This window comes from Streptomyces drozdowiczii (assembly GCF_026167665.1).
Lineage (GTDB): Bacteria > Actinomycetota > Actinomycetes > Streptomycetales > Streptomycetaceae > Streptomyces > Streptomyces drozdowiczii_A.
The window spans coordinates 926,602-951,487 of sequence record NZ_CP098740.1 but is presented as its reverse complement, the minus strand read 5'-3'; the positions used below and the strand labels follow the sequence as shown (position 1 = coordinate 951,487).

General features: G+C 71.5%; 19 protein-coding genes. 8 read left to right on the top strand and 11 right to left on the bottom strand.

Annotated elements, in window-relative coordinates; all coding sequences use genetic code 11:
* Positions 1–158 precede the first annotated feature (158 nt).
* The 8 genes from NEH16_RS04265 to NEH16_RS04230 all read right to left on the bottom strand — a co-directional run bounded on the left by NEH16_RS04265 (position 159) and on the right by NEH16_RS04230 (position 10,184).
* Positions 159–1,364, bottom strand: a complete 1,206-nt coding sequence (locus tag NEH16_RS04265) for an acyl-CoA dehydrogenase family protein (protein ID WP_018100352.1) — start codon at positions 1,362–1,364, stop codon at positions 159–161.
* Positions 1,361–1,894: a MaoC family dehydratase gene (locus NEH16_RS04260; RefSeq protein WP_265539336.1), complete on the bottom strand. Its 534-nt coding sequence runs from the start codon at positions 1,892–1,894 to the stop codon at positions 1,361–1,363. The genes NEH16_RS04265 and NEH16_RS04260 overlap by 4 nt, the downstream gene beginning before the upstream one ends.
* Before the next feature lies 1 nt (position 1,895).
* The gene (locus tag NEH16_RS04255) at positions 1,896–2,861 is read right to left on the bottom strand and encodes an HpcH/HpaI aldolase/citrate lyase family protein (protein ID WP_018100350.1); all 966 of its coding nucleotides are present in this window, start codon (positions 2,859–2,861) and stop codon (positions 1,896–1,898) included.
* Positions 2,858–4,870, bottom strand: a complete 2,013-nt coding sequence (locus NEH16_RS04250) for a protein meaA (RefSeq protein WP_265539332.1) — start codon at positions 4,868–4,870, stop codon at positions 2,858–2,860. The genes NEH16_RS04255 and NEH16_RS04250 overlap by 4 nt, the downstream gene beginning before the upstream one ends.
* 9 nt (positions 4,871–4,879) lie before the next feature.
* Positions 4,880–6,277 (bottom strand): crotonyl-CoA carboxylase/reductase, encoded by a 1,398-nt coding sequence (gene ccrA / locus NEH16_RS04245; RefSeq protein ID WP_374215680.1) that lies wholly within the window; start codon positions 6,275–6,277, stop codon positions 4,880–4,882.
* Between the two features lie 351 nt (positions 6,278–6,628).
* Positions 6,629–7,441: a GNAT family N-acetyltransferase gene (locus NEH16_RS04240; RefSeq protein ID WP_265539329.1), complete on the bottom strand. Its 813-nt coding sequence runs from the start codon at positions 7,439–7,441 to the stop codon at positions 6,629–6,631.
* Positions 7,442–7,495: 54 nt separating this feature from the next.
* Positions 7,496–8,311, bottom strand: a complete 816-nt coding sequence (locus tag NEH16_RS04235) for a TetR family transcriptional regulator (RefSeq protein WP_073966270.1) — start codon at positions 8,309–8,311, stop codon at positions 7,496–7,498.
* A gap of 91 nt (positions 8,312–8,402) precedes the next feature.
* Positions 8,403–10,184 carry a 3-hydroxyacyl-CoA dehydrogenase family protein gene (locus NEH16_RS04230; RefSeq protein ID WP_265539325.1) on the bottom strand — a complete coding sequence of 594 codons (1,782 nt, stop codon included), beginning with the start codon at positions 10,182–10,184 and terminating at the stop codon, positions 8,403–8,405.
* A 343-nt stretch (positions 10,185–10,527) separates the two neighbouring features.
* Here NEH16_RS04230 and NEH16_RS04225 point away from each other — a divergent pair, with 343 nt between their 5' ends.
* Entirely contained in the window at positions 10,528–11,103 is a 576-nt protein-coding gene (locus tag NEH16_RS04225) for a HEAT repeat domain-containing protein (RefSeq protein WP_265539323.1), read from the top strand.
* A 70-nt stretch (positions 11,104–11,173) separates the two neighbouring features.
* On the opposite strand, the gene NEH16_RS04220 is transcribed toward NEH16_RS04225, so the two are convergent.
* Together NEH16_RS04220 and NEH16_RS04215 are read right to left on the bottom strand one after the other, a co-directional pair.
* Positions 11,174–12,751: an alpha/beta hydrolase gene (locus NEH16_RS04220; protein WP_265539321.1), complete on the bottom strand. Its 1,578-nt coding sequence runs from the start codon at positions 12,749–12,751 to the stop codon at positions 11,174–11,176.
* A gap of 117 nt (positions 12,752–12,868) precedes the next feature.
* Positions 12,869–13,915 (bottom strand): Rv2578c family radical SAM protein, encoded by a 1,047-nt coding sequence (locus NEH16_RS04215; RefSeq protein ID WP_265539319.1) that lies wholly within the window; start codon positions 13,913–13,915, stop codon positions 12,869–12,871.
* 148 nt (positions 13,916–14,063) lie between these two features.
* Between NEH16_RS04215 and NEH16_RS04210 the strand changes: the two genes are divergently transcribed.
* The 4 genes from NEH16_RS04210 to NEH16_RS04195 all read left to right on the top strand — a co-directional run bounded on the left by NEH16_RS04210 (position 14,064) and on the right by NEH16_RS04195 (position 20,554).
* Positions 14,064–14,507, top strand: a complete 444-nt coding sequence (locus tag NEH16_RS04210) for an SRPBCC family protein (RefSeq protein ID WP_265539317.1) — start codon at positions 14,064–14,066, stop codon at positions 14,505–14,507.
* A gap of 185 nt (positions 14,508–14,692) precedes the next feature.
* A complete protein-coding gene (locus tag NEH16_RS04205; RefSeq protein ID WP_265539315.1) occupies positions 14,693–17,161 on the top strand; it encodes an MFS transporter in 2,469 nt (822 codons plus the stop codon).
* Positions 17,162–17,298: 137 nt separating this feature from the next.
* Positions 17,299–19,740 carry an ATP-binding SpoIIE family protein phosphatase gene (locus NEH16_RS04200; RefSeq protein WP_265539313.1) on the top strand — a complete coding sequence of 814 codons (2,442 nt, stop codon included), beginning with the start codon at positions 17,299–17,301 and terminating at the stop codon, positions 19,738–19,740.
* A gap of 94 nt (positions 19,741–19,834) precedes the next feature.
* Positions 19,835–20,554, top strand: coding sequence for a class I SAM-dependent methyltransferase (locus tag NEH16_RS04195; protein WP_073965836.1), 720 nt, complete (start codon positions 19,835–19,837; stop codon positions 20,552–20,554).
* A 33-nt stretch (positions 20,555–20,587) separates the two neighbouring features.
* Here the strand turns inward: NEH16_RS04195 and NEH16_RS04190 are convergent, their stop codons facing one another.
* Positions 20,588–21,478, bottom strand: coding sequence for a LysR family transcriptional regulator (locus tag NEH16_RS04190; RefSeq protein ID WP_265539310.1), 891 nt, complete (start codon positions 21,476–21,478; stop codon positions 20,588–20,590).
* 120 nt (positions 21,479–21,598) lie between these two features.
* Here NEH16_RS04190 and NEH16_RS04185 point away from each other — a divergent pair, with 120 nt between their 5' ends.
* From NEH16_RS04185 to NEH16_RS04175, 3 genes are all read left to right on the top strand, one after another.
* A complete protein-coding gene (locus NEH16_RS04185; protein WP_265539308.1) occupies positions 21,599–22,600 on the top strand; it encodes an aldo/keto reductase in 1,002 nt (333 codons plus the stop codon).
* 113 nt (positions 22,601–22,713) lie between these two features.
* Positions 22,714–23,547, top strand: coding sequence for a M55 family metallopeptidase (locus NEH16_RS04180; RefSeq protein ID WP_073965833.1), 834 nt, complete (start codon positions 22,714–22,716; stop codon positions 23,545–23,547).
* On the top strand, positions 23,540–24,883 hold the full coding sequence (locus NEH16_RS04175; RefSeq protein ID WP_073965832.1) for a M20/M25/M40 family metallo-hydrolase: 1,344 nt from the start codon (positions 23,540–23,542) through the stop codon (positions 24,881–24,883). The genes NEH16_RS04180 and NEH16_RS04175 overlap by 8 nt, the downstream gene beginning before the upstream one ends.
* The last annotated feature ends 3 nt before the right edge of the window (positions 24,884–24,886 follow it).

Genomic DNA, 24,886 nt, shown 5'->3' with positions numbered 1-24,886 from the left:
CCGCGCTGGCAACGGGGGACGGCGGCTTTTACCGGCGATGTTATCGGTTGCTGGCCGCAACTGGGCAAGCCAGCAGCCGAGTCGGACGTCTGGAAGGCACCGGTTGAGGATGACAGGGTGTGATCTTCTTCGCGGTCAAATCGCCGCGAAAGGGACAATCAACCCTGGAAACGGTACTCCTCGAGGAGCCGGCGCCCGATGATCATTTTCTGGATCTCGGCGGTACCTTCACCGATCAGCAGCATCGGGGCCTCGCGGTAGAGGCGCTCGATCTCGTACTCCTTGGAGAAGCCGTAACCGCCGTGGATACGGAAGGCGTCCTCGACGACTTCCTTGCAGTACTCGGAGGCGAGGTACTTCGCCATCCCTGCCTCCAGGTCGTTTCGCTCCCCGGAGTCCTTTTTGCGAGCTGCGTTTACCATCATCGCATGGGCGGCCTCGACCTTGGTGGCCATTTCGGCCAGCTTGAACTGGATCGCCTGGTGCTGCGCGATGGGCTTTCCGAAGGTCTGGCGCTGCTGTGCGTAGGAAACGCCCAGTTCGAAAGCACGCTGTGCGACACCGCAGCCACGGGCCGCCACATTGACCCGGCCGACCTCGACTCCGTCCATCATTTGGTAAAACCCTCGGCCGGTGACACCCCCCAGCACGCGATTGGCCGGAATTCGCAGTCCGTCCATGATGAGCTCGGTGGTATCGACCCCCTTGTAGCCCATCTTGTCGATCTTGCCGGGAATGGTGAGCCCGGGGCGGACCTCGCCGAAGCCCGGTTCCTTCTCGACCAGGAACGTCGTCATCGACTTGTGCGGCGCGGTGCCCTCGGGGTGTCCTTCGTCACTCCGGCACAGGACGGCGACGAGAGACGACGTGCCGCCGTTCGTCAGCCACATCTTCTGGCCGTTCAGGACGTACTCCTCGCCGTCCCTGACGCCCTTGGAGCTGATCGCCGACACGTCGGAGCCGAGCGCCGGCTCCGACATCGAGAACGCGCCCCGCACCTCGCCCAGCGCCATGCGCGGCAGGAAGGTGTCCTTCTGCTCCTGCGTGCCGTGCTGCTTGAGCATGTACGCCACGATGAAGTGCGTGTTGATGATGCCCGACACGCTCATCCAGCCCCGGGCGATCTCCTCCACGCACAGCGCGTACGTGAGCAGTGACTCGCCCAGACCGCCGTACTCCTCGGGGATCATCAGGCCGAACAGGCCGAGTTCCTTCAGCCCCTCGACGATCTCGGTGGGGTACTCGTCGCGGTGCTCCAGCTGCGTCGCGACCGGAATGATCTCCTTGTCGACAAAGTCCCTGACCGTCGAAAGGATCTCCCGCTGGACCTCGGTGAGCCCGGCCGTCTGGGCGAGTCGCGTCATGACTGCTTCTCCACGTTCTTCTGCGAAGGCTGGCTGAGCTCCGGGCGGCCGGGCTGCTCCCCGCCCCGCTCCTTGATGTACGTCTCCGTGGGGACCATGACCTTGCGGCGGAACACGCAGACGAGCGTGCCGTCCTGCTTGTAGCCTTTGGTCTCGACGTAGACGATTCCGCGGTCGTTCTTGGACCGCGACGGCGTCTTGTCCAGGACCGTCGTCTCGCCGTAGAGCGTGTCGCCGTGGAAGGTCGGCGCCACGTGCTTCAGCGACTCGATCTCCAGGTTGGCGATGGCCTTTCCGGAGACGTCCGGCACCGACATCCCGAGCAGCAGCGAGTAGATGTAGTTGCCCACGACGACGTTCTTGCCGAAATCGGTCGTGCTCTCCGCGTAGTTGCTGTCCATGTGCAGCGGGTGATGATTCATGGTCAGCAGGCAGAAGAGGTGGTCGTCGTATTCGGTGACGGTCTTTCCGGGCCAGTGCTTGTAAACCGCACCGACCTCGAATTCCTCGTAAGTGCGTCCGAACTGCATATCAGGCCTCCGGCGCTTCGAACTTGGAGGTGCGCTGCATGCCGGCGGCCCGGCCCTTGCCCGCGATGACCAGGGCCATCTTGCGGCTGGCCTCGTCGATCATCTCGTCGCCGAGCATCGCCGAGCCCTTCTTGCCGCCCTCCTCGGAGGTGCACCAGTCGTAGGCGTCGAGAATCAGCTCGGCGTGGTCGTAGTCCTCCTGCGAGGGCGAGAACACCTCGTTGGCCGCGTCGACCTGGCCGGGGTGCAGCACCCACTTGCCGTCGAAGCCGAGCGCCGCGGCGCGGCCCGCGACCTCGCGGTAGGCGTCCACGTCTCGGATCTGGAGGAAGGGGCCGTCGATCGCCTGGAGGTCGTGCGTGCGGGCGGCCATCAGGATGCGCATCAGGATGTAGTGGTAGGCGTCCGCCGGGTAGCCGGGCGGCTGCTGCCCGACGACCAGGGTCTTCATGTTGATCGACGCCATGAAGTCGGCCGGGCCGAAGATCAGGGTCTCCAGACGGGGCGAGGCGGCGCCGATCTCGTCGATGTTGACGAGTCCCTTGGCGTTCTCGATCTGCGCCTCGATGCCGATGCGGCCGACCTCGAAGCCCATCGTCTTCTCGATCTGGGTCAGCAGCAGGTCCAGCGCGACGACCTGCTGGGCGTCCTGCACCTTCGGCAGCATGATGCAGTCGAGGTTCGGCCCCGCGCCCTCGACCACCGTGATGACGTCGCGGTACGTCCAGTGCGTCGTCCAGTCGTTGACCCGGACCACCCGGGTCTTGCCCGTCCAGTCACCGTTGTTCAGGGCGTCCACGATGTGGTGGCGGGCGCCCTCCTTGGCGAGCGGCGCGCAGGCGTCCTCCAGGTCCAGGAAGACCTGGTCGGCCGGGAGGCCCTGGGCCTTCTCCAGGAACCGCGGGTTCGAGCCGGGCACGGCCAGGCACGAGCGGCGCGGGCGCAGTCGGTTGACGGGGGTGGTCATGCGGGGACCTCCAGAGGGTCGAGCTTGTTCGCTTTCCGGATCTCGTCGACGATACGGCCGATGATCTCCGTGATGCCGAAGTCCTTCGGGGTGAACACGGCGGCGACACCCGCCCCGATCAGGGCCTCGGCGTCGGCCGGGGGAATGATGCCGCCGGCGATGACCGGGATGTCGCCGGCCCCGGTGCGGCGCAGCCGGACCAGCACGTCCGGCACCAGCTCGGCGTGCGAGCCGGACAGGATGGACAGGCCGACGCAGTGCACGTCCTCGGCGACGGCCGCCGAGACGATCTGTTCGGGCGTCAGCCGGATGCCCTGGTAGACCACCTCGAAGCCGGCGTCCCTGGCCCGCACCGCGATCTGCTCGGCGCCGTTGGAGTGCCCGTCCAGGCCCGGCTTGCCGACCAGCAGCCGCAGTCGCCCGACGCCCAGGTCCTCGGCGGTCCGCGCGGTCTTCTCGCGTACGAGGGCCAGCGGCGAGCCCTCCTCGGCGGTGACCGCGACCGGGGCCGACGACACCCCCGTCGGTGCCCGGAACTCGCCGAACACATCGCGCAGCGCCCAGGACCACTCGCCGGTGGTCACCCCGGCGCGGGCGCACTCGACGGTCGCCTCCATCAGGTTCTCGGTGCCGGCGGCGGCCTTCTTCAGCGCGGCCAGCGCCTCGGTGGCCCGGGGCTCGTCGCGGTTGTCGCGCCACTCGTGGAGCGCGGCGACGACCTTCGCCTCATTCGCCGGGTCGACCGTCATGATCGCCCCGTCGAGGTCGGCGGTGAGCGGGTTGGGCTCGGTCGTCTCGTAGACGTTGACGCCGACGATCTTCTCGTCGCCGGCCTCGATCCGGGCCCGCCGCTCGGCGTGCGAGGAGACCAGCTCGGACTTGAGGTAGCCGGACTCGACGGCCGCCATCGCGCCGCCCATCTGCTCGATCCGGTCCATCTCGGCCAGCGAGTCGGCGACCAGCTCGTCCACCTTGGCCTCGATGACGTGCGAACCGGCGAAGATGTCCTCGTACTCCAGCAGGTCGCTCTCGTGCGCCAGGACCTGCTGGATGCGCAGCGACCACTGCTGGTCCCAGGGCCGGGGGAGTCCCAGCGCCTCGTTCCAGGCGGGCAGCTGGACCGCGCGGGCCCGGGCGTCCTTGGAGAGGGTCACGGCCAGCATTTCGAGCACGATGCGCTGGACGTTGTTCTCCGGCTGCGCCTCGGTCAGGCCGAGCGAGTTGACCTGGACGCCGTAGCGGAACCGGCGCTGCTTGGCGTCGGTGATGCCGTAGCGCTCGCGGGTGACCCGGTCCCAGATGCGGCCGAACGCCCGCATCTTGCACATCTCCTCGATGAAGCGGACGCCCGCGTTCACGAAGAACGAGATCCGCGCGACGACGGCCCCGAACTTCTCCTCGGGCACCTGCCCGGAGTCGCGTACGGCATCGAGGACGGCGATGGCCGTCGACATCGCGTACGCGATCTCCTGGACCGGGGTCGCCCCCGCCTCCTGGAGGTGGTAGCTGCAGATGTTGATCGGGTTCCACTTGGGGATGCGGTTGACCGTGTACGTGATCATGTCGGTGGTCAGCCGCAGCGAGGGGCCGGGCGGGAAGACGTGCGTCCCGCGCGACAGGTACTCCTTGACGATGTCGTTCTGCGTGGTGCCCTGGAGCTTGCCCGGGTCGGCGCCCTGCTCCTCCGCGACGACCTGGTAGAGCGCCAGCAGCCACATGGCGGTGGCGTTGATCGTCATGGAGGTGTTCATCTGCTCCAGGGGGATGTCCTGGAACAGCCGGCGCATGTCGCCGAGGTGCGACACCGGCACACCGACCCGCCCGACCTCGCCGCGCGCCAGGACGTGGTCGGGGTCGTATCCGGTCTGGGTCGGCAGGTCGAAGGCGACCGACAGACCCGTCTGGCCCTTGGCGAGGTTGCGCCGGTAGAGCTCGTTGGACGCCTCGGCCGTGGAGTGGCCCGCGTACGTCCGCATGAGCCAGGGGCGGTCCTTCTGACGTTCCGTCATCTCTGAACCTCAGACGTTCCGGCTGTGGCTGATGGTCCGCTCCGCTGGCGCGTCACGGAACAGGTTGATGGCGTCCAGGTGCTTCTCGCGCATCTCGTGGTCGCGGACGCCCATGCCCTCGCGCGGGGCCAGCGCCAGGACGCCGACCTTGCCCTGGTGGGCGTTGCGGTGCACGTCGTGGGCGGCCTGGCCGGTCTCCTCCAGCGAGTAGACCTTGGAGAGCGTCGGGTGGATCTTGCCCTTGGCGATCAGGCGGTTGGCCTCCCACGCCTCGCGGTAGTTGGCGAAGTGGGAGCCGATGATGCGCTTGAGCGACATCCACAGGTAGCGGTTGTCGTACTCGTGGTTGTAGCCCGAGGTCGAGGCGCAGGTGACGATGGTGCCGCCCTTGCGGGTCACGTAGACACTGGCACCGAAGGTCTCGCGGCCGGGGTGCTCGAAGACGATGTCCACGTCCTCGCCGCCGGTCAGTTCACGGATGCGCTTGCCGAACCGCTTCCACTCGCGCGGGTCCTGGTTCTGCTCGTCCTGCCAGAACTTGTAGCCCTCGGCGTTGCGGTCGATGATCGCCTCGGCGCCCATCCTCCGGCAGATCTCCGCCTTCTGCTCGCTGGAGACGACACAGATCGGGTTGGCGCCGCCGGCCAGCGCGAACTGCGTGGCGTAGGAGCCGAGTCCGCCGCTGGCGCCCCAGATCAGCACGTTGTCGCCCTGCTTCATGCCGGCGCCGTTGCGCGAGACGAGCTGGCGGTACGCGGTCGAGTTGACGAGCCCGGGAGCCGCGGCCTCCTCCCAGCTGAGGTGATCGGGCTTCGGCATCAGCTGGTTGGACTTGACGAGTGCGATCTCCGCCAGGCCGCCGAAGTTCGTCTCGAATCCCCAGATCCGCTGCTCCGGGTCGAGCATCGTGTCGTTGTGGCCGTCCGAGGACTCCAGCTCGACCGAGAGGCAGTGTGCGACGACCTCGTCACCGGGCTTCCAGGCGTTGACGCCCGGGCCGGTGCGCAGGACGACGCCCGCCAGGTCGGAGCCGATGATGTGGTACGGCAGGTCGTGGCGCTTGGTCAGCTCGCTGACCCGTCCGTACCGCTCCAGGAAGCCGAAGGTGGAGACCGGCTCGAAGATCGAGGTCCAGACGGAGTTGTAGTTCACCGAGCTGGCCATGACCGCGACCAGGGCCTCGCCCGGGCCGAGTTCCGGCACCGGCACGTCCTCCACATGGAGGGACTTGCGCGGGTCCTTGTCGCGGCTGTCGAGGCCCGCGAACATCTCGGCCTCGTCCTTGTGGACGGTGACCGCGCGGTACGACTCGGGCACGGGCAGCGCCGCGAAGTCGGCGGCGGTGGGCGCGGCGGAGCCGCCCTTCGCTTCGGTCTGCGACTGGATCGCGTCCAGGATTTCCTTCACGGGTGCCTCCGGCGGTGCGGCGTTGAGGGAACGCTGAGGGTCCCTGCGGACAGGGCGATGGGTCTGGAGGTGTGCCGTCGGTTCGGCGGGGTGGTGCTCGGCTGCTTGCTCGGTGGAGCAGAAGGGTTGCCTGGTGACGCAGGCGCCCGGGCGCGCAAACGCGGTGGTTTGCGGGGACAGCCGGCGTACGTGAGATCCCAGCACGCCGGCCGCCCGGATGCCTTCAACGTATGGCACTGCGTGACAGCTGACAAGGCACTCGGTGCCAGTAATTTCCCTCAATTGTCAGCCGGTCGCCACGCATGAGCAACACGGGCGGCGGTATGGGCGCAATCGCCCGCGTATGTGCGGTCAGGAGGGGGTGGGGCGGTAGATGTACGGGGTCGTGGTGGTCAGTGCCGTGAAGCCGAGGCGCTCCAGGATCGGGCGGCTGTCCTCGGTGGCGTCGACCTGGAGGTAGTCGTAGCCCCGCTCCGCCGCCACGCCCGCCCGGAAGGCCACCAGCGCCCGGTAGACGCCCCGCCCGCGCCACGCGGGGTCCGTGCCGCCACCCCACAGCCCCGCGAACCCCGTGCCCGCATACAGCTCCATCCGGGCCGAGCTGACCGGCTCGTCGCCCGCCATGGCCACCAGCGCCACGAAATGCTCCGGGTCCTCCCGCAGCCGCTCCAGGACCAGCCGGCGCAGCCAGGACCCGTCCCGGCCGAAGGCCCGCTCATTGGCGCGTGCCATCAGCTCCGCGCCCGCCTCGTCCCGCACCTCCTCCAGCCGGACGCCCTCCGGCATCCGCACCGCCGTCGCCAGCTCCGCCACCCGCGCCACGAGCAGCGTCTCCGGCTCCTCCGCCTTGAAGCCCGCCGCCAGCAGCCGCGCCCCCAGGTCGGCGGGCCGGTCGTGCCCGTAGAGCTTCCACTCGAACGCGTCGCAGCCCGCCCGCTCGCAGTACGCCACCTGCTCCGCGACCGCCGCGTCCGCCCGGGCGGCGTCCAGGTCCGGAGCCGACCACACCACCCCGTTCCAGCCGTGCGCGGCGCCCACCTGCCGTACGACGTCACCGGCGCGTTCGACGCGGAGGCCGGGGGCCTCGGGGCGGGCCTCTTCGCGCATCACCCGGTCGAAAAGGGCGAGCAGGCGGGCCGGGTCGGATGTCACATGATCGTTCATGCGCCACACCACAGCACCGGGGGGCCGCCCCGGCAACAGGGTTTCCGGGGCGGCTCAGCGCTCCTTGAGGGCCTGCTGGATCGTCCGCATCACTTCGTCCAGCGGCGCGTCCGTGCGCGCCACCGCGACCAGCACCTCGCCCTGGGTCTCCACCGAGGCGGCCGGCGGCTTCGCGGGCTCGGCGCCCGCCGTGCGGCCCGCGCCGATGCCCGTGCCGAAGGTGTCGCGCACGATGGCGAACGCCTGGTCGAGCTGGGCCTCCACATCGCCCTGCCCGTCCGCCCGCAGCCAGCGGCGCAGCACATGGTTGTGCGCGGTGACGACGGCGGACGCGGCGACCTCGGCCAGCAACGGGTCGTCGTTGCCGGGCTGGTGGTCGCGCTCGTCGAAGTGGCCCAGCAGATAGCGTGTGAACAGCCGCTCGTAGCGGGCCACCGAGGCGATCTCCGCCTGGCGCAGGGTCGGCACCTCGCGGGTCAGCTTGTAACGGGCCACGGAGACCGCGGGCTTGGCCGCGTACATCCGCATGACTTCCTTGATGCCCCGGCACACCGTGTCGAGCGGGTGCTCGTGCGCGGGGGCGGCGTTGAGGACCGCCTCGGCCCGTACGAGGGTGTCGTCGTGGTCCGGGAAGATCGCCTCTTCCTTGGAGCGGAAGTGGCGGAAGAAGGTCCGCCGGGCCACGCCCGCCGCCCCGGCGATCTCGTCGACCGTGGTCGCTTCGTACCCCTTCGTCGCGAAGAGTTCCATCGCCGCGGCGGCCAGTTCGCGGCGCATTTTGAGCCGCTGGGCGGCGGCCCGGGTGCCCGCGGCACTCTCCGGGACGTCGGGCGCGGCGGACACACGGGAGGACTTGGCGGGCTGGGACATGGTGTGAACGTACTGCATGGGGGCGGGAGAGCGCGCCTGCGGGGGCGGGCCGCCCGGAGGCCCGAGCAGCCCGCCCCAGCCGGCGCCCGCGTCAGCGCCGGGCATATTCGCGGAATCCGCGCCCCGTCTTGCGGCCCAGGCAGCCCGCGGCCACCAGGTGCTCCAGGAGCGGGGCGGGCGCCAGGCCCGGGTCGCGGAACTCGTTGTGGAGCACCTTCTCGATGGCCAGCGAGACATCGAGCCCGACCACGTCCAGCAGCTCGAACGGGCCCATCGGGTAGCCGCCGCCCAGCTTCATCGCGGCGTCGATGTCGTCGAGGGACGCGTAGTGCTCCTCGACCATCTTGATGGCGTTGTTGAGGTACGGGAACAGCAGCGCGTTCACGATGAATCCGGCCCGGTCCCCGCAGTCCACCGGGTGCTTGCGGACCGCGTGGCACACCTCGTGGACCGTGGCGCGCACGTCGTCGGCGGTGAGCACCGTACGCACGACCTCGACCAGCTTCATCGCGGGCGCCGGGTTGAAGAAGTGCATCCCGACGACGTCCTCGGGCCGTCCGGTGGCCCGGGCGATCGCGACGACCGGCAGCGAGGAGGTCGTCGTGGCCAGCACCGCGCCCGGCCGGCACACCTTGTCCAGCGTGGCGAACAGCTCCTGCTTCACCACCAGGTCCTCGGCGACCGCCTCGACCGCGAGGTCCACCTCCGCGAAGGCGTCCAGCGAGGCCGCCGCGGCGATTCTGCCCAGCGCCTCGTCCCGGGCCCGCTCGCTCAGCCGCCCCTTGGCGACCGAGCGATCCAGCGACTTGGCGATCCGGGCCTTGGCGAGGTCCGCCTTCTCCTGGCCGCGCGCGGCGAGCACCACGTCGTAACCGGCCTTGGCGAAGACCTCCGCGATCCCCGAGGCCATCGTCCCCGAGCCCGCGACGCCCACCGAGCGCACGGGGCGCCCCGCCGCCTCCGCGCCGCGCGGCGCGGGCGTCAGCGCGTCCGGCACCACCGACTGGCTGCCCGGCTCGGCGTAGGTGTAGAAGCCGCGGCCCGCCTTGCGGCCGGTGAGACCGGCGGAGGCGAGCTGGCCCAGGATGGGCGCGGGGGCGTGCAGGCGGTCGTGCGAGGAGGAGTACATCGCCTCCAGGACCGTGCGGGCCGTGTCGATGCCGATCAGGTCCAGCAGGGCCAGCGGGCCCATCGGCAGACCGCAGCCCAGCTTCATCGCGGCGTCGATGTCCTCGCGGGTCGCGTAGTTCGCCTCGTACATCGCGGCGGCCTGGTTGAGATAGCCGAACAGCAGCCCGTCCGCGACGAACCCGGGCCGGTCGCCGATGGCCACCGGCTCCTTGCCCAGCAGGCGCGCCAGCTCGGTGACCGCCTGGACGGCGGGCGGGGCGGTCAGCACCGAGGAGACCACCTCGACCAGCTTCATCGCCGGCGCCGGGTTGAAGAAGTGCAGACCGAGCACCCGCTCGGGGCGCTGCGACTCGGCCGCGAGACGGGTCACCGACAGGGCGTTGGTGCCGGTCGCGAGGATCGTGGCGGGGGAGACGATCGCGTCGAGCTCCCGGAAGACCTGCTGCTTGATCTCGTACGACTCCGGCACGACCTCGATGACCAGCTCCGCGTCGGCGGCCGCCTGGAGGTCGGAGAACGTACGGAAGCGGGAGAGCGCGTCGCGCCGCTCCTCCTCGGTGATCCGCCCGCGCTCCACGGCGCGTGCGGTGGACGCCGCCAGCGAGGCGACGGCCCGGCGGGCGGCGGCCTCGTCGGTGTCGATGCCGATGACCTCACGGCCGGAGCGGGCCAGGACCTCGGCGATTCCGGTGCCCATCGTGCCGAGGCCGACGACGGCAATGGTGGAGAGAGGGGTGTCCATCACGGGACTCCAGGGATGAGTGACGACTGAGGGGACGCACGGGGGGCGCGAGCGGCGCACGGCGTGCGGGAGGTGCCTGTCGTGGTGTTCGACCACCGGGCGTGATCCACGCGCGGGACCGGAAAGGAGCGACGGACCCTGTCCCGGGGCCACGTCTCGTACAGCTGCCGAACCGACAACACTCCGGGGCTGCGTCACCAGGCCATCGGAGCGACGGGATCAGATCCCGCTCAACTGAGCTTAACCAGTGAGTAACGAGCGCGCCAGCCCTGGCCAGTTGTGGCCCGCACCACATTCCCGGTCCCCGCCGGTACGCACCGTGTCCGCCGATACGCTGACGGTCATGGACGACGAGGAGTTCCGGTCACTGGCGCACCGGCTGGCCGACGAGGCGGGGGAGTCGGCGGCCTACCGCGCCCTGCTCGCCACCGAGGACGACGAGGAACTGGCCCGGGTCCTCGTCGAGCGCGAACGCCCGCTGTGGGCACGGGAGATCGCCGCGTTCCGCCTCGGCTGCGCCGGGGACCGCCGCGCCTTCGAGCCCCTGGTGCTCCTCCTCAACCACCGCGACCCGGAACGCTGCGTCAGCGCCGCCCACGCCCTGACCCGCCTCGCCGACCCCCGCACCCCGCGCGCCGCCGCCGCCCTCGCCACCAACCCTCTGCGCACCGCCTACGCCCTCCACCCGGTCCGCCTGCTCACCGCGCTCCGCGCCCCGGAATCCGCCCCCGCCCTGATCGAGACCCTGTCCGGCCTGCTGACCCCGGACGAACCGCACTGGCGCATCGCCCTGGCGTGCGTGGAGGGCCTGGGCTCCCTGGGGGACCCCGCCGCCCGCCCGGTCCTGGAGGCGGCCCTGCCCCGGCCCCGGCTGGCGGAGGCGGCGCGGGAGGCGCTGGGCCGGCTGCCGGGCGCATGAGCGAAGGGGCGCACGCGGTCGTTCCGTGCGCGCCCCTCGGCACCCTGGTTCAGCCCCGTCGCCCCGTCGTTCAGCCCCGGAACCCCAGCAGCCCGTGCAGCGTGCCGCCCGGGTCCGGGCGGGCCGCCGGGCGGGCCGACTTCGCGTTCTCCGGCTTCGGGTCCGGGGTCTTCGCGCAGACCGCGTCCGCGTCGCCCCGGCCGGTCCGGGGGACCGTGCCCTTCGCCAGGTAGTCCGTCAGATAGCGGTCCAGGCAGGCGTTGCCGCTCAGGGTGACCCCGTGGTTGCCGCCGCCCTGCTCGACCACCAGGCGGGATCCGCGCAGCTTGCGGTGCAGGGTGACTCCGCCCTCGTACGGGGTGGCCGCGTCCTCCGTCGCCTGGAAGAGGAGCGCCGGGGGCAGCGCGTGGTTGGAGACCCGGACCGGGTTCAGCGGCTCCACCGGCCAGTCGGCGCACGGGGCGTTGTACCAGGTGTTGCCCCAGGCCATGAACGGGGCCTTCGCGTGCACCCGCCAGGTGTCGTTGCGCCAGGTGTTCCAGTCGCGCGGCCAGTCGGCGTCCCGGCACTGCACGGCCGTGTAGACCGAGTAGCCGTTGTCGCCGTCCGCGTCCACCGCGCCGAACCGTTCGAACGCGGCGACGAGCGGCTTCTCGTCCTTGTCGTTGGCGTACGCGGCGAACGCCTCCGCCAGCACCGGCCAGTAGCCGTTGTAGTAGCCGCCGGGCAGGAAGGTGTCGTCCAGCTCGCCCGCGCCGACCTTCTTGCCCGCCGGACTCTTCTTCACCGCGTCCCGCATCCGGTACCAGGCGGCCTCGACCTTCGCCGGGTCGCCGCCGAGGTGATAGGTGGCGTCGTACTTCGCGACCCAGGCGGCGAACGCCTTGTGCCGGGTGTCGAACGCGTAGTCCTGGGTAAGGTTGTCCTCGTACCAGACGCCCTCGGGGTCCACGTTCGAGTCGAGGACCAGGCGCCGGACGCGGTCCGGGAAGAGCTTGGCGTACACCGCGCCGAGATAGGTGCCGTAGGAGTAGCCGAAGTAGTTGAGCTGCCGCGATCCGGTCGCGCGGCGGATCACGTCCAGGTCCTTGGCCGCGCTCACCGTGTCCATGTACGGGAGCAGGTCCGGGTACTTCTCGCCGCAGGCCGCCGCGAAGTCCCGGGCGCGGTTGCGGTTGACCCGCTCGCCGCCGAGGGACTGCGGTACGGGGTCGGGCCGGACCGGGTCGAAGTACCCGGGCAGGCAGTCCAGGGCCGGGCGGCTCTTCCCCACGCCGCGCGGGTCAAAACCGATCACGTCGTACTGCGAGGCGACCGCCTTCGGCAGCGAGGCGGCGACGAACGGGGCCATCGACAGGCCGCTGCCGCCGGGGCCGCCCGGGTTCACCAGCAGCGGCCCCTGGAAGGTCTTCGAGGTGTGCGGCACGCGCGTCAGGGCCAGGGTGACCTGGCGGCCCGCCGGGTCGTCGTGGTCGAGCGGCGAGCGCACCGTCGCGCACTGGAGCGTCGGCGACGCCTTCGTACCGCAGTCCTTCCAGGCGAGCGCTGCGGCCCGCGGTGTCGCGGTGTCCGCCGCGGCCGGGGTGGCGGTCACCAGACCGGCGACCGTCGCCCCGAGGGCGCACAGCAGTACTGAACGGTTCGTCATATGGCCTCCCGGGATGGGGGAACGCGGCTGCGCGGTACGCAGCCCCCGCCGCATGTTCCCCGCAATCTGCGCCGGAAGGACCCGTTGTGATGAGAGATGACCCGTTTGCGCGACCGCTCAGAGCAGGGTCAGCTGGGTGGGCTCCGAGCCGTCGAGCGGCGGACGCGGCTCGCGCCGGGGGAGCTTGCGGGCCGCACCCCGGTGCGTGGGCCCGATGCCGTACTCGGCCGCCAGCTCGTGCACGTAACGGGTGATGCGCCGCTGGTACCAGGTGGGCGCGTAGGCGCCGTCCGCGTACAGCCGCTCGTAACGCCGTACGAGATGCGGGTGGTGGTGGCCCAGCCACCGCATGAACCACTCGCGGGCGCCGGGGCGCAGATGCAGGACGAGCGGGGTCACCGACGTCGCGCCGGCGGCGGCGATCGCGCGGACGGTGGCCCGCAGCTGCTCGGGGCTGTCGCCGAGGTGCGGGACGACCGGTGCCATCAGCACTCCGCAGCCGATGCCCACCTCGCTCAGCCTGCGTACGACGTCGAGCCGGCGTTCCGGCGAGGGCGTGCCGGGCTCCACGGTCCGCCACAGCTCCGGGTCGGTGAAGCCGACCGAGACCGAGACGCCGACCTCGGTGACCTCGGCGGCCTGCCGCAGCAGCTCCAGGTCGCGGAGGATCAGGGTGCCCTTCGTCAGGATCGAGAACGGGTTCGCGTGGTCGCGCAGGGCGGTCAGGATGCCGGGCATCAGCCGGTAGCGGCCCTCCGCGCGCTGGTAGCAGTCGACGTTGGTGCCCATCGCGATGTGGGCGCCGTGCCAGCGCGGCGAGGCGATCTCGCGGCGGACCAGCTCCGGGGCGTTGACCTTGACCACGATCTGGGAGTCGAAACCGAGCCCGGTGTCGAGGTCGAGATAGCTGTGGGTCTTGCGGGCGAAGCAGTAGACGCAGGCGTGCGTGCAGCCCCGGTACGGATTCACGGTCCATTCGAACGGCATCCGGGAGGCGCCGGGCACCCGGTTCACGATCGAACGGGCCCGGATCTCGTGGAAGGTGATGCCCCGGAATTCCGGGGTGTCGAAGGTGCGGGTGGTCACCGCGTCGGCGGCGAAGAGCGCACCCGTACCGCTCGTGGGGTGGTTGGCGTTGTCTTCAGCCAGATTGTCCCAGCGCATGGCCGCCTCCTCGGTAGTTCTGGACCGAGAATAGAACACTTGTTCCCATGATCGTTTTTTCCCCTTCGTCCCGGCCCGGATTTTGAGCCGGACACACAAGGTGGTTGGCTCAGCACACCCGGAAGAACCGAGTGCTGGAGGAGCAGGCATGGCGCAGGTCGAAGCCACGACGGAGCGGATCATCGCGGCGGACGCGGAGGCGGTGTTCGACGCGCTGGCCGACTACAAGGACGTCCGCGGCAAGGTGCTCCCCGCCCACTACAGCGAGTACGAGGTGCGCGAGGGCGGCGACGGCGAGGGCACCCTCGTCCACTGGAAGCTCCAGGCCACCAGCAAGCGGGTGCGGGACTGCCTGTTGGAGGTCACCGAGCCCACCGACGGACAGCTCGTGGAGACGGACCGGAACTCCTCGATGGTCACCACCTGGACCGTCACCCCGGCCGGCGAGGGCAGGTCGAAGGCCGTCGTCACGACCGTGTGGAACGGTGCCGGTGGCATCGGCGGCTTCTTCGAGAAGACCTTCGCCCCCAAGGGCCTCGCCCGCATCTACGACGAGCTGCTGGCGAACCTCGCCGCCGAGGTCGAGAACTGACCCCGAGTCGTCACCGCCCGGCCTCACCGGTTCGGGTGGTCTTTGCGGCGGGGCGGTTGTGCGCCGTAGTGCCTCCGACCGGGGGTTACGCCCCCTGAGTGCGCCGTCAGCGCCCCCCGTCGCGTTTGCCCTCACTTGTCGCGCGATGCGAGAAATGTGCGGCAGCGCGACGAGGGGAGCGGGACGTGGTGGGTGGCATCACACTGTTGGAGGACGAGCCCGGCGGCCCGGGGGACGCCGAGGAGACGCCCGCGCCCGCGACCGTCCCGCCCCCGCCGCCGCCCGCCGCGAAGGAGACCGCCGTCGGCGGACCGGACGGCGCGCCCGCGACGGACCCCCGCCGCATCCGGCTGGTCTTCGTCGGGCTGATGCTCACGCTGCTGCTCGCGGCGCTCGACCAGATGATCGTCGCCACCGCGCTCCCGAAGATCGTCGGTGAGCTGCACGGCCTGGAGAAGATGTCCTGGGCGGTCACCGCCTATCTGCTCGCCTCCACGATCGGCCTGCCGGTCTACGGGAAGCTGGGCGACCTCTTCGGCCGCAAGGGCGTCTTCCAGTTCGCCATCGTCGTCTTCGTCGTCGGCTCCGCGCTGGCCGGCTGGTCCCGCACCATGGACCAGCTCATCGCCTTCCGGGCGCTCCAGGGCATCGGCGGCGGCGGGCTGATGATCGGTGTGCAGGCGATCATCGCGGACGTGGTCCCGCCCCGCGAGCGGGGCCGGTTCATGGGCCTCATCGGTGCCGCCTTCGGCCTCGCGTCGGTGGCCGGCCCGCTGCTCGGCGGCTTCTTCACGGACCACGCCTCCTGGCGCTGGTGCTTCTACATCAACGTGCCGTTCGGCCTGGTCACCCTCGCCGTGATCACCGTCGTCCTCAAGCTCCCGCGGCCCACCGTCCGCCCCCGGCTCGACATCCTCGGCGCCGCCCTCCTCGCCGCCGCCTCCACCTGCCTGGTGCTGCTGACCAGTTGGGGCGGCACGGAGTACGCCTGGGGCTCTGGCACCATCCTCGGGCTGGGCGCCGGGGCTGCCGGAACGACTCTGCTGTTCGTCCTCGTGGAGCGCCGCGCCCCCGAGCCGATCATCCCGCTCCGGCTCTTCCGCGACTCGATCTTCAACGTGACCGCCCTGGTCGGCGCGGTCGTCGGCGTGGCGCTGTTCGGCGCGGCCAGCTATCTGCCGAGCTTCCTGCAGATGGTCGACGGGGCCACCGCCACCGAGTCCGGTCTGCTGATGCTCCCCATGATGGGCGGCGTCGTCGGCGCCTCCGTGATCTCGGGCCAGCTCATCTCCCGCACCGGCCGCTACCGCGTCTACCCGATCGCGGGCAGTGCGATCTCGGCGGTGGGCATGTGGCTGCTGTCCCGCCTGGAGACCGACACCCCGCGCCTCGAATACAGCATCGCGCAGGCGGTCCTCGGCCTCGGGATCGGGATGATCATGCCGGTCCTGGTCCTCGCCGTGCAGAACTCCGTGCGCCCCGCCGACCTGGGCACCGCCACCAGCGCCAACAACTACTTCCGGCAGATCGGCGGCAGCGTCGGCGCCGCCGTCTTCGGCACCCTGTTCGCCGGGCGGCTCGCCGACGCGCTCGCCGTCCGGCTGCCCTCCGGGGCGGACCTCCCCGACCCGGAGTCGATCAGCCCGCAGCTGGTCCACACGATGGAGCCCGCGCTGCGGGACGCCTATGTCCAGGCGTACGCCGACGCGATGCCCCGGATCTTCCTCTACCTCGTGCCGGTCCTCGTGCTCGGCCTGTTCTTCGCCTTCTTCCTCAAGGAGAAACCGCTGGTGTCCCACAGCCCCGAAACCACCGCAGGCCCCGAAGCCGCCACCGAGTACACCCCGATCCCCTCCGCCCGCACCGACGCCGCCGTGCCGTCCGCCGGCTACCTCTCCGGCGTCCCGGTCTCCGGCAGCGTCCAGCACTCCGACGGTACGAAGGTGCCGCGTGCCGCCCTCACCCTCATCGACGTCCAGGGCCAGCAGGTCGGCCGGGGCGCCAGCGGCGACGAGGGGCGGTACGCGCTCAGCGTGCCGGGCGCCGGTTCGTACGTCCTGATCGCCGCCGCCGGGGGCCACCAGCCGCAGGCCGTCAGCGTCACCGTCGGCGAACGCCCCGTCGAGCTGGACGTGGTGCTCGGCGGCGCCGGCCGCCTCGCCGGCACCGTCGTCACGGCGGACGGGGCGCCCGTACGGGACGCGGCCGTCACCCTGACCGACGTACGCGGCGAGGTCGTCGCCTCCACGCGCAGCGGGCGCGAGGGCGGCTACGTGATCACCGAGCTGGTCGCCGGCGAGTACACCCTCGCGGCCTCCGCCCCGGCCTTCCGGCCCGCCGCGCTCCCGGTCAGCGTGCAGGCGGCCCGGGAGACCCGGCAGGACATCGAACTGGCCGGCGGCGCCGTGCTGCGCGGGATCGTCCGGGCCACCGCCGGGCGGCCCGTCGAGGACGCCCGGGTCACGCTCCTGGACGCGGCGGGCAACGTCGTGGACACCGTGACGACCGGCCCGGACGGCGCCTTCCGCTTCGTGGACCTGTCCACCGGCGAGTACACCGTGATCGCGGCCGGATACCCGCCCGTCGCCACGGTCCTCCAGGTCGCGGGCGGCGGGCGCACCGAGCGCGACCTCCAGCTGGGGCACGAGGACTGAAACGGCGCGCCCCCGGGCACGCGGGGCGCACCACCCCCGCGGGGGATTCCGCCGATGACCCGCGGACGCCGGTCGCATCCCCGTACCGTGGAGTCACGCGCCGCGGAATGCCGCGGTGAGGAAGGAGCCCTCCTCTCATGGACCTCGGTGTGCCGCCGCAGAGGACACCACTGCCGGGTGACGGCGCGGCGGGCCGTATGCCGCTCGCCGTGGCCGTGGTCGATACGGAGGGGCTCGTCTCGCACTGGTCGTCCGGGGCGAGAAGGCTCTTCGGCGTCGCCCGCGAGGAGGCGGTCGGGCTCCCCGCCGGTGAACTCCTGCCGGTATCGGGCGTGTTGGACGGCTCCGAGGGCATGTACGCCGAGGAGGGCCCCGCGCTCGACAGCTCGCTCAGCGGGGACTTCCCCTACCCGGCGTCGGGCCGGGCCCGCCTGGACGAGCCCGGGCGCGGCCGGATCGACGTGCTGTGGTGGGCCTATCCGCTCGCCGGCCCCGGACCGGCCCGGCTGCTCGTGCTCGCCGCCGACTGCGCCCAACTGCGCGGCGTGGAGCAGGGCGAGGGCGGACCGGCCCGCACGGTCGCCCCCGGCTTCGCCCTGCACACCGATTTCCCCGGCCACCCCGAGCTGTCCGCGCGGCTGCCCGAGATCCTGCCGAACATGAGCGTCCAGGAAGCGACCCGAATCGTCGCCCAGGTGCTCGAACTGGGCTACCCGGTGCTGGAGTTCAGCCACCACGAACGCATCCCCGTCACCCCGGACTGGGGCGTGCCCAAGCACGCCGGAGCGCTGTCGGTGCGGGAGGAGCGGTACGGCGATGAGCCGACGGTGGTCCCGCAGCGCGCCGCGCCCCGCCCCCAGCTGGACCTCGAATACGCGGCGGTCCGCGAACGGCTGGAATTCCTCAACGAGGTGAGCGGCCGCATCGGCACCTCCCTCGACCTGGAACGCACCATCCGGGAGGTCACCAGCGCCGCCGTCCCCCGCTTCACCGACTTCGCCGGCACACATCTGCGCGCCGCCGTCCTCGCCGGTGAGGGCTTCCCCGACGGACCGCCCGACGTCACCACCATCTGGCACCGCGTCTGGGTCGAGCACAACGACGAACCGGGCCGGTGGGACGACACCGTGCCCGTCGGCGAGGCCATCGCCTTCCCCGAACACACCCCGTTCTTCCAGTGCATGGTCACCGGCGAGCCGGTCATCGTGCCCCATGTGAGCGAGGAGCTGAGCAACCGGATCTCCGGCGAGTTCGAGAAGCGCGACCTGCGCCCCCTCATCACCCACCGCTCGCTGCTCATCGTGCCGCTCAAGGCCCGCGACGTGGTCCTCGGCTTCATGGTCCTGATGCGCCGCCCCGGCCGCGAGCCCTTCGACGACATGGACCGCACCACGGGTGCCGAGCTGGCCGCGCGCGCCGGGCTCGTCCTGGACAACGCCCGCATGTACACGTACCAGGAGAACGTCGCGGAGACGCTCCAGGACAGCATGCTGCCCAAGGTCGAACCCCGCATGGCCGGTTGCGACATCGCGACCCGCTATCTGCCGGGCACCCGGCTCGGGCGGATCGGCGGCGACTGGTTCGACTCGGTGAAGCTCCCCGGCTCGCGCACCGCGCTGGTCGTCGGGGACGTGATGGGCCACGGACTCAACTCGGCCGCGATGATGGGCCAGTTGCGGACCGCCGTGCTGACCATGGCCACCATGGAGATGCCGCCCGCCCAGCTCCTGCGCCATCTGGACGACCTCGCCCAGCGCCTCGGCGAGCAGTACCTAGCGACCTGCCTGTACGCGGTCTACGACCCGATCGCGGGCGAGCTCCAGATCGCCAACGCCGGTCACATCCCGCCCGTGCTCGTCCGCGCCGAGGATGGCCGGGCCGCACTGCTCGACCTGCCGACCGGGGCGCCCATCGGGGTCGGCGGTGTCGCCTTCGAGACCGCCACCGTGCGGGTGCGCCCCGGCGACCGCCTGGTCCTGTGCACCGACGGGCTCGTGGAGGTGCGCGGCCAGGACATCGGGGCCGGGCTCGCCGCGCTCTGCGCCTCCGCCGCCCACCCCGCCGCCTCCATGAACGACGCCTGCGACACCATCATCCGCGCCCTGAACACCGGCGGCGGCCGCAAGGACGACGTCGCCCTGCTGATGGCCCGGCTCAACGGCATCGCGGACGAGGATGTCGCCGAGTGGCAGCTCGCCCTGGACCCCCGCGAGGTGTCCCGGGCCCGCCGCCTGGTGCGCGGCCAACTCCTCGACTGGGAGCTGCCCGACGCCGTCGAGGCGGCCGAGCTGATGGTCAGCGAGCTGGTCACCAACGCCTTCAAGCACAGCCGCACCCACCACATCGGGCTCCGCCTCGTCCGCACCGACGCGCTGCTGTGCGAGGTCAGCGACGACGAACCGGCCCCCGCCTCGCTCCTCGGCGTCACCGACAGCGACGAATTCGGCCGGGGCCTCATGGTGGTGAGCAGCCTCGCCAAGGAGTGGGGCACCAGCGGCACCGGGCGCGGCAAGACCGTCTGGTTCGAGCTGGCCCTGTCCCGGGTGCCCCGTCCGCGTACCAACAGCCGCAGATCGTAAGGAGGTTGTGTCCACACCCTTGCCCCGGGGCCCCTCTGGGCAGTAGTTCCTGGCTGAGCAGGATGAGCCTGTACGACGGGACTGGGGAGTACGCATGGGTGTGTCACAGCAATACCGCGAGGCGTGGGAAGGCTACTGGGCCGCCACCTCCCACGAGCCCGGCGAGGCGATCTGGGACTCCGGCCCGGACTTGAGCGCCGTACCGCACAGCCGGCTGCTCCTGCCGCACGCCGACGCCACCCTGCCCGTGGTGGATCTCGGCTGCGGCAACGGCACCCAGACCCGCTACCTCGCCTCCCTCTTCCCCCGCGCCCTCGGCGTGGACCTCTCGGAGGCGGCGATCGAGCACGCCCGGAAGGCGGACCCGGGGGAGACCGCCGCGTACGAAAGGCTCGACCTCACCGACGCCGACGCCGTGCGCGCCCTGCACGAGCGCATCGGTGACACGAACGTGTACATGCGGGCGGTGATCCACCAGAGCGACCCCGAGGCCCGCCCCGCCGTCGCCGCGGCCGTCGCCACGCTCCTCGGCGCACGCGGCCGGGCCTTCGTCGCCGAGCTGACCCCCGCCTCCAAGGACGTCCTGCAACGCGCCGCCCAGGGCCCGGACGGGCCGGGCCCGAAGCTGCGCCGGGTCTTCGCACACGGGCTGAAACCGGCGAGCGCCACCGACGAGGAGGTCCCCCAGCTGCTCGCCGCCGCCGGGCTGACCGTCCTGGACAGCGGCGACACGGTCCTGCCGCAGACCGAGCACCTGCCCGACGGCACCCGGATCGACCTGCCGGCGAGGTGGTTCGTGCTGGCCACCGGCTGAGACCGGGCCCCGGGGCCCCCGCGGCCCCCGGCCTCAGCTCCCCGTCTCGTCCCGCAGCAGCGCCATCAGGGCCCGCGCCCCCGGGCTCAGCGCCCGCGCCTCGGGGAGCACCACGGCACTCTCGTAATACGCCTCACCGGCACCCTCGGGCCGCACCGCGACGAGTCCGCGCGCCTCCGGCTTGCGGGAGAAGTGGTGCGGCACGAGCGCGATGCCCAGCTGCTCGTGGACCAGCTCCAGCAGGCTGTGTACGTCGGTGACCTCCAGCGCCACCGTGCGCCGCACTCCGGCCGCCGAGAACGCCGCGTCGGCCGCCCGGCGCGGACCGAAGTCCGGGTGGAAGTCGATGAACGGCTCACCGGACAGCTCCCCCCAGGCCGCCCGGTCCGCCGCCGCCAGCCGGTGGCCCGGCGCGCACAGCAGCACCATGGGCTCCCGGGCCAGCGGGACCAGCTTCCCGCGCCAGCCCACCGGGTCCACCGTCGCGGCGAACGCGATGTCGAGCCGGCCGCCCGCCACCCCCTCCACCAGCCGCGCCGTGCCCTCCTGGCGCAGCCGGATCTCCATGTGCGGGTGGGCGTGGTGGAAGGCGGCGAGCAGCCGGGGCAGCCGCAGCCCGGCCACACACTGCTCCACGCCCACCGACAGGGTCCCGCGCAGCAGCCCCCGTACCGCGTCGACGGCCTCCTTCGCGGCCCGCACCCCGGCCAGGGTGCGTTCCGCCTCGACCAGCAGGGCGCGCCCCGCCTCGGTCAGCCGTACGCTGCGCGTGGTCCGGCTGAACAGCGGCGTCCGCAGCTCCTGCTCCAGCGCCCGTACGGAGGCGGAGAGCCCGGACTGCGAGACGGCGACCCGCTCCGCCGCGCGGGTGAAATGCCGTTCCTCGGCGACGGCCACGAAATGTTCCAGCTGGCGCAACTCCATGATTGAGAACTCTAGGCCCTGAATCCAAGCGGAATCTCCTGTTGGACTACTGGATCGAAGTGGGACAGCCTGGGGGTGTCCTGCCGGTCATGGCCGGCACACCTCTCCCATGGAGCCCGCATGTACATCCCGTCCGCCGACCGCTACGCGAACATGCCCTACCGGCGCACCGGGCGCAGCGGCCTGAAGCTGCCCGCCCTCTCGCTCGGCCTGTGGCACAACTTCGGCGGGGACCGGACACCGGAGACCCAGGGCGAGATCCTGCGCCGGGCCTTCGACCTCGGCATCACCCACTTCGACCTGGCCAACAACTACGGTCCGCCGCCCGGCTCGGCCGAGAGCGCGATGGGCAAGGCGCTCGCCACCGACTTCGCCGCCCACCGGGACGAGATCATCGTCTCCACCAAGGCCGGCTATCTGATGTGGGACGGCCCGTACGGCGAGTGGGGCTCGCGCAAGAACCTGCTCGCCTCGCTGGACCAGAGCCTCACCCGGCTCGGCCTGGACTACGTGGACATCTTCTACTCGCACCGGCCCGACCCCGAGACCCCGCTCGAAGAGACCATGGGCGCGCTCGACGCGGCGGTGCGCCAGGGCAAGGCGCTCTACGTCGGCGTCTCCAACTACTCACCCGAGCAGACCCGCGAGGCCGCCCGCATCCTGAAGGACCTCGGCACCCCGCTCCTGATCCACCAGCCGCGCTACTCGATGCTCGACCGCCGCCCCGAGGACGGGCTGCTCACCGCCCTGGACGAGCTGGGCGTCGGCTCCATCGCGTACTCCCCGCTGGAACAGGGCATCCTCTCCGACCGCTACCTCAACGGCATCCCGGAGGGCTCCCGCGCCGCCGGCAGCAGCCCCTTCCTGTCGGCCGAGGCGGTCACCCCGGACCTGGTCTCCCGGCTGCGCGAACTCAACGAACTCGCCGCGGCACGCGGCCAGTCGCTCGCCCAGCTCGCCCTGGCCTGGGTGCTGCGCGGCGGGCGCGTCACCTCCGCGGTGGTCGGCGCGAGCAGCGTCGCCCAGCTGGAGAACAACGTCGCGACGGTCCGGAACCTGGACTTCACCGACAAGGAACTCAGCCGGATCGAGAAGCTGCTGAAGGGCGCCAAGCGCGGCTGACGCCCCCGGCCCCCCGGCGGCCCGCACCGGCCGCCGGGGCGCCATTGGATTGGACCTGTGGCGTGCTCGGCACCCCTGGCCTGCGCGTTCATCGACGCGTACCGTGTGGCCGCATGAAGATCCTCGTCAGCGCCGACATGGAAGGCGCCACCGGCGTGACCTGGCCGGCCGACGTGCTGCCCGGCACGCCGCAGTGGGAGCGCTGCCGCTCCCTGTTCACCTCCGACGTCAACGCCGCCGCCCTCGGCTTCTATGACGGGGGAGCGGACGAGGTGCTGATCAACGAGGCCCACTGGACCATGCGCAACCTGCTCCTGGAGAGACTGGACGACCGCGTCCAGATGCTCACCGGCAAGCACAAGTCGCTCAGCATGGTCGAGGGCATCCAGCACGGGGACGTCGACGCGGTCGCCTTCGTCGGCTACCACACGGGCGCCGGCACGGAGGGCGTCCTCGCCCACACCTACCTCGCCAACTCCATCACCGGGGTCTGGCTGAACGGCGTCCGGGCCAGCGAGGGCCTGCTCAACGCGCACGTCGCCGCCGAGTACGGCGTGCCCGTCGTCCTCGTCACCGGCGACGACCTGACCTGCGTGGACGCCGAGGGGTACGCCCCCGAGGCGGCGAAGGTGGCCGTCAAGGACTACGTGTCGCGGTACGCCGCCGTCTGCCGCACCCCCGCCCGTACCGCCGCCGACATCCGGACGGCCGCCGCCCGGGCCGTGTCCCTGGCCGGGCGGTACACACCGGTGGAGGGCGGCCCGTTCACCGTGGAGCTGGAATTCGACGCCGAGCACCTGGCCGCGGCGGCCACCGTCGTCCCCGGGGTGGCGCCGAGCGGCGAGAGGCGGGTCTCCTACACCAGCGCGACGATGTACGAAGGTATCCGCACGTTCAAGGCGGTGACGACGATCGTCTCGTCCGCCGTGGAGGAGCAGTATGGCTGAGGCGACCGCCCCCCAGGACTCCGTCGACGCCCTGGCGCTCGACGAATCGGTGACGTTCACCTCCGAACTGATCCGCATCGACACCACCAACCGGGGCGACGGCGACTGCCGCGAACGCCCCGCCGCCGAGTACGTCGCCGAGCGCCTGGCCGCCACCGGCCTGGAACCCACGCTCCTGGAACGCACCCCCGGCCGCACCAACGTCGTCGCCCGGATCCCCGGCACCGACCCGTCCGCCCCCGCCCTCCTGGTCCACGGCCACCTCGACGTGGTCCCGGCCGAGGCCGCCGACTGGACCGTGCACCCCTTCTCCGGCGAGGTCCGCGACGGGACCGTGTGGGGGCGCGGCGCCATCGACATGAAGAACATGGACGCGATGGTCCTGGCCGTCGTCCGGTTCTGGGCCCGGGCCGGCATCCGCCCGCGCCGCGACATCGTCATCGCGTACACCGCCGACGAGGAGGCCAGCGCCGCCGACGGGGCCGGCTTCCTCGCAGACCGGCACGCCGCCCTCTTCGAGGGGTGCACGGAGGGCATCAGCGAGTCCGGCGCCTTCACCTTCCACGCCGGGCCGAACATGCCGCTGTACCCCATCGGTGCCGGTGAACGCGGCACCGGGTGGCTGAAGCTCACCGCCCACGGCAAGGCCGGCCACGGCTCCAAGGTCAACCGGGCCAACGCCGTCACCGCGCTCGCCGCCGCCGTCACCCGCATCGGTGAGCACGAGTGGCCCGTCCGGCTCACCCCCACGGTCCGGGCCGCGCTCACCGAGATCGCCGCGCTGCACGGCATCCACCCGGACCTGGACGCGCCCGGCTTCGACGTGGACGAACTCCTCGGCAAGATCGGACCGGCCGCGGCCCTCGTCGCCCCGACCGTCCGCAACAGCTCCAACCCGACGATGCTGGACGCCGGTTACAAGGTCAACGTCATCCCGGGCCACGCCACCGCCCACATCGACGGCCGGACCGTCCCCGGCGGCGACGAGGAGTTCCACGCCACGATGGACCGGCTCACCGGCCCCTCGGTCGACTGGGAGTTCGCCCACCGCGAGATCGCGCTCCAGGCCCCGGTCGACTCACCCACGTACGGCAAACTCCGGGCCGCCATCGAGCGGTTCGACCCGGACGGGCACGTCGTGCCGTACTGCATGTCCGGTGGCACCGACGCCAAGCAGTTCTCCCGGCTCGGCATCACCGGCTACGGCTTCTCACCGCTGAAGCTGCCCGTCGGCTTCGACTACCAGGCCCTCTTCCACGGCGTGGACGAACGCGTCCCCGTCGACGCGCTGCACTTCGGCGTCCGGGTCCTGGACCACTACCTGCGCACCGCCTGAACC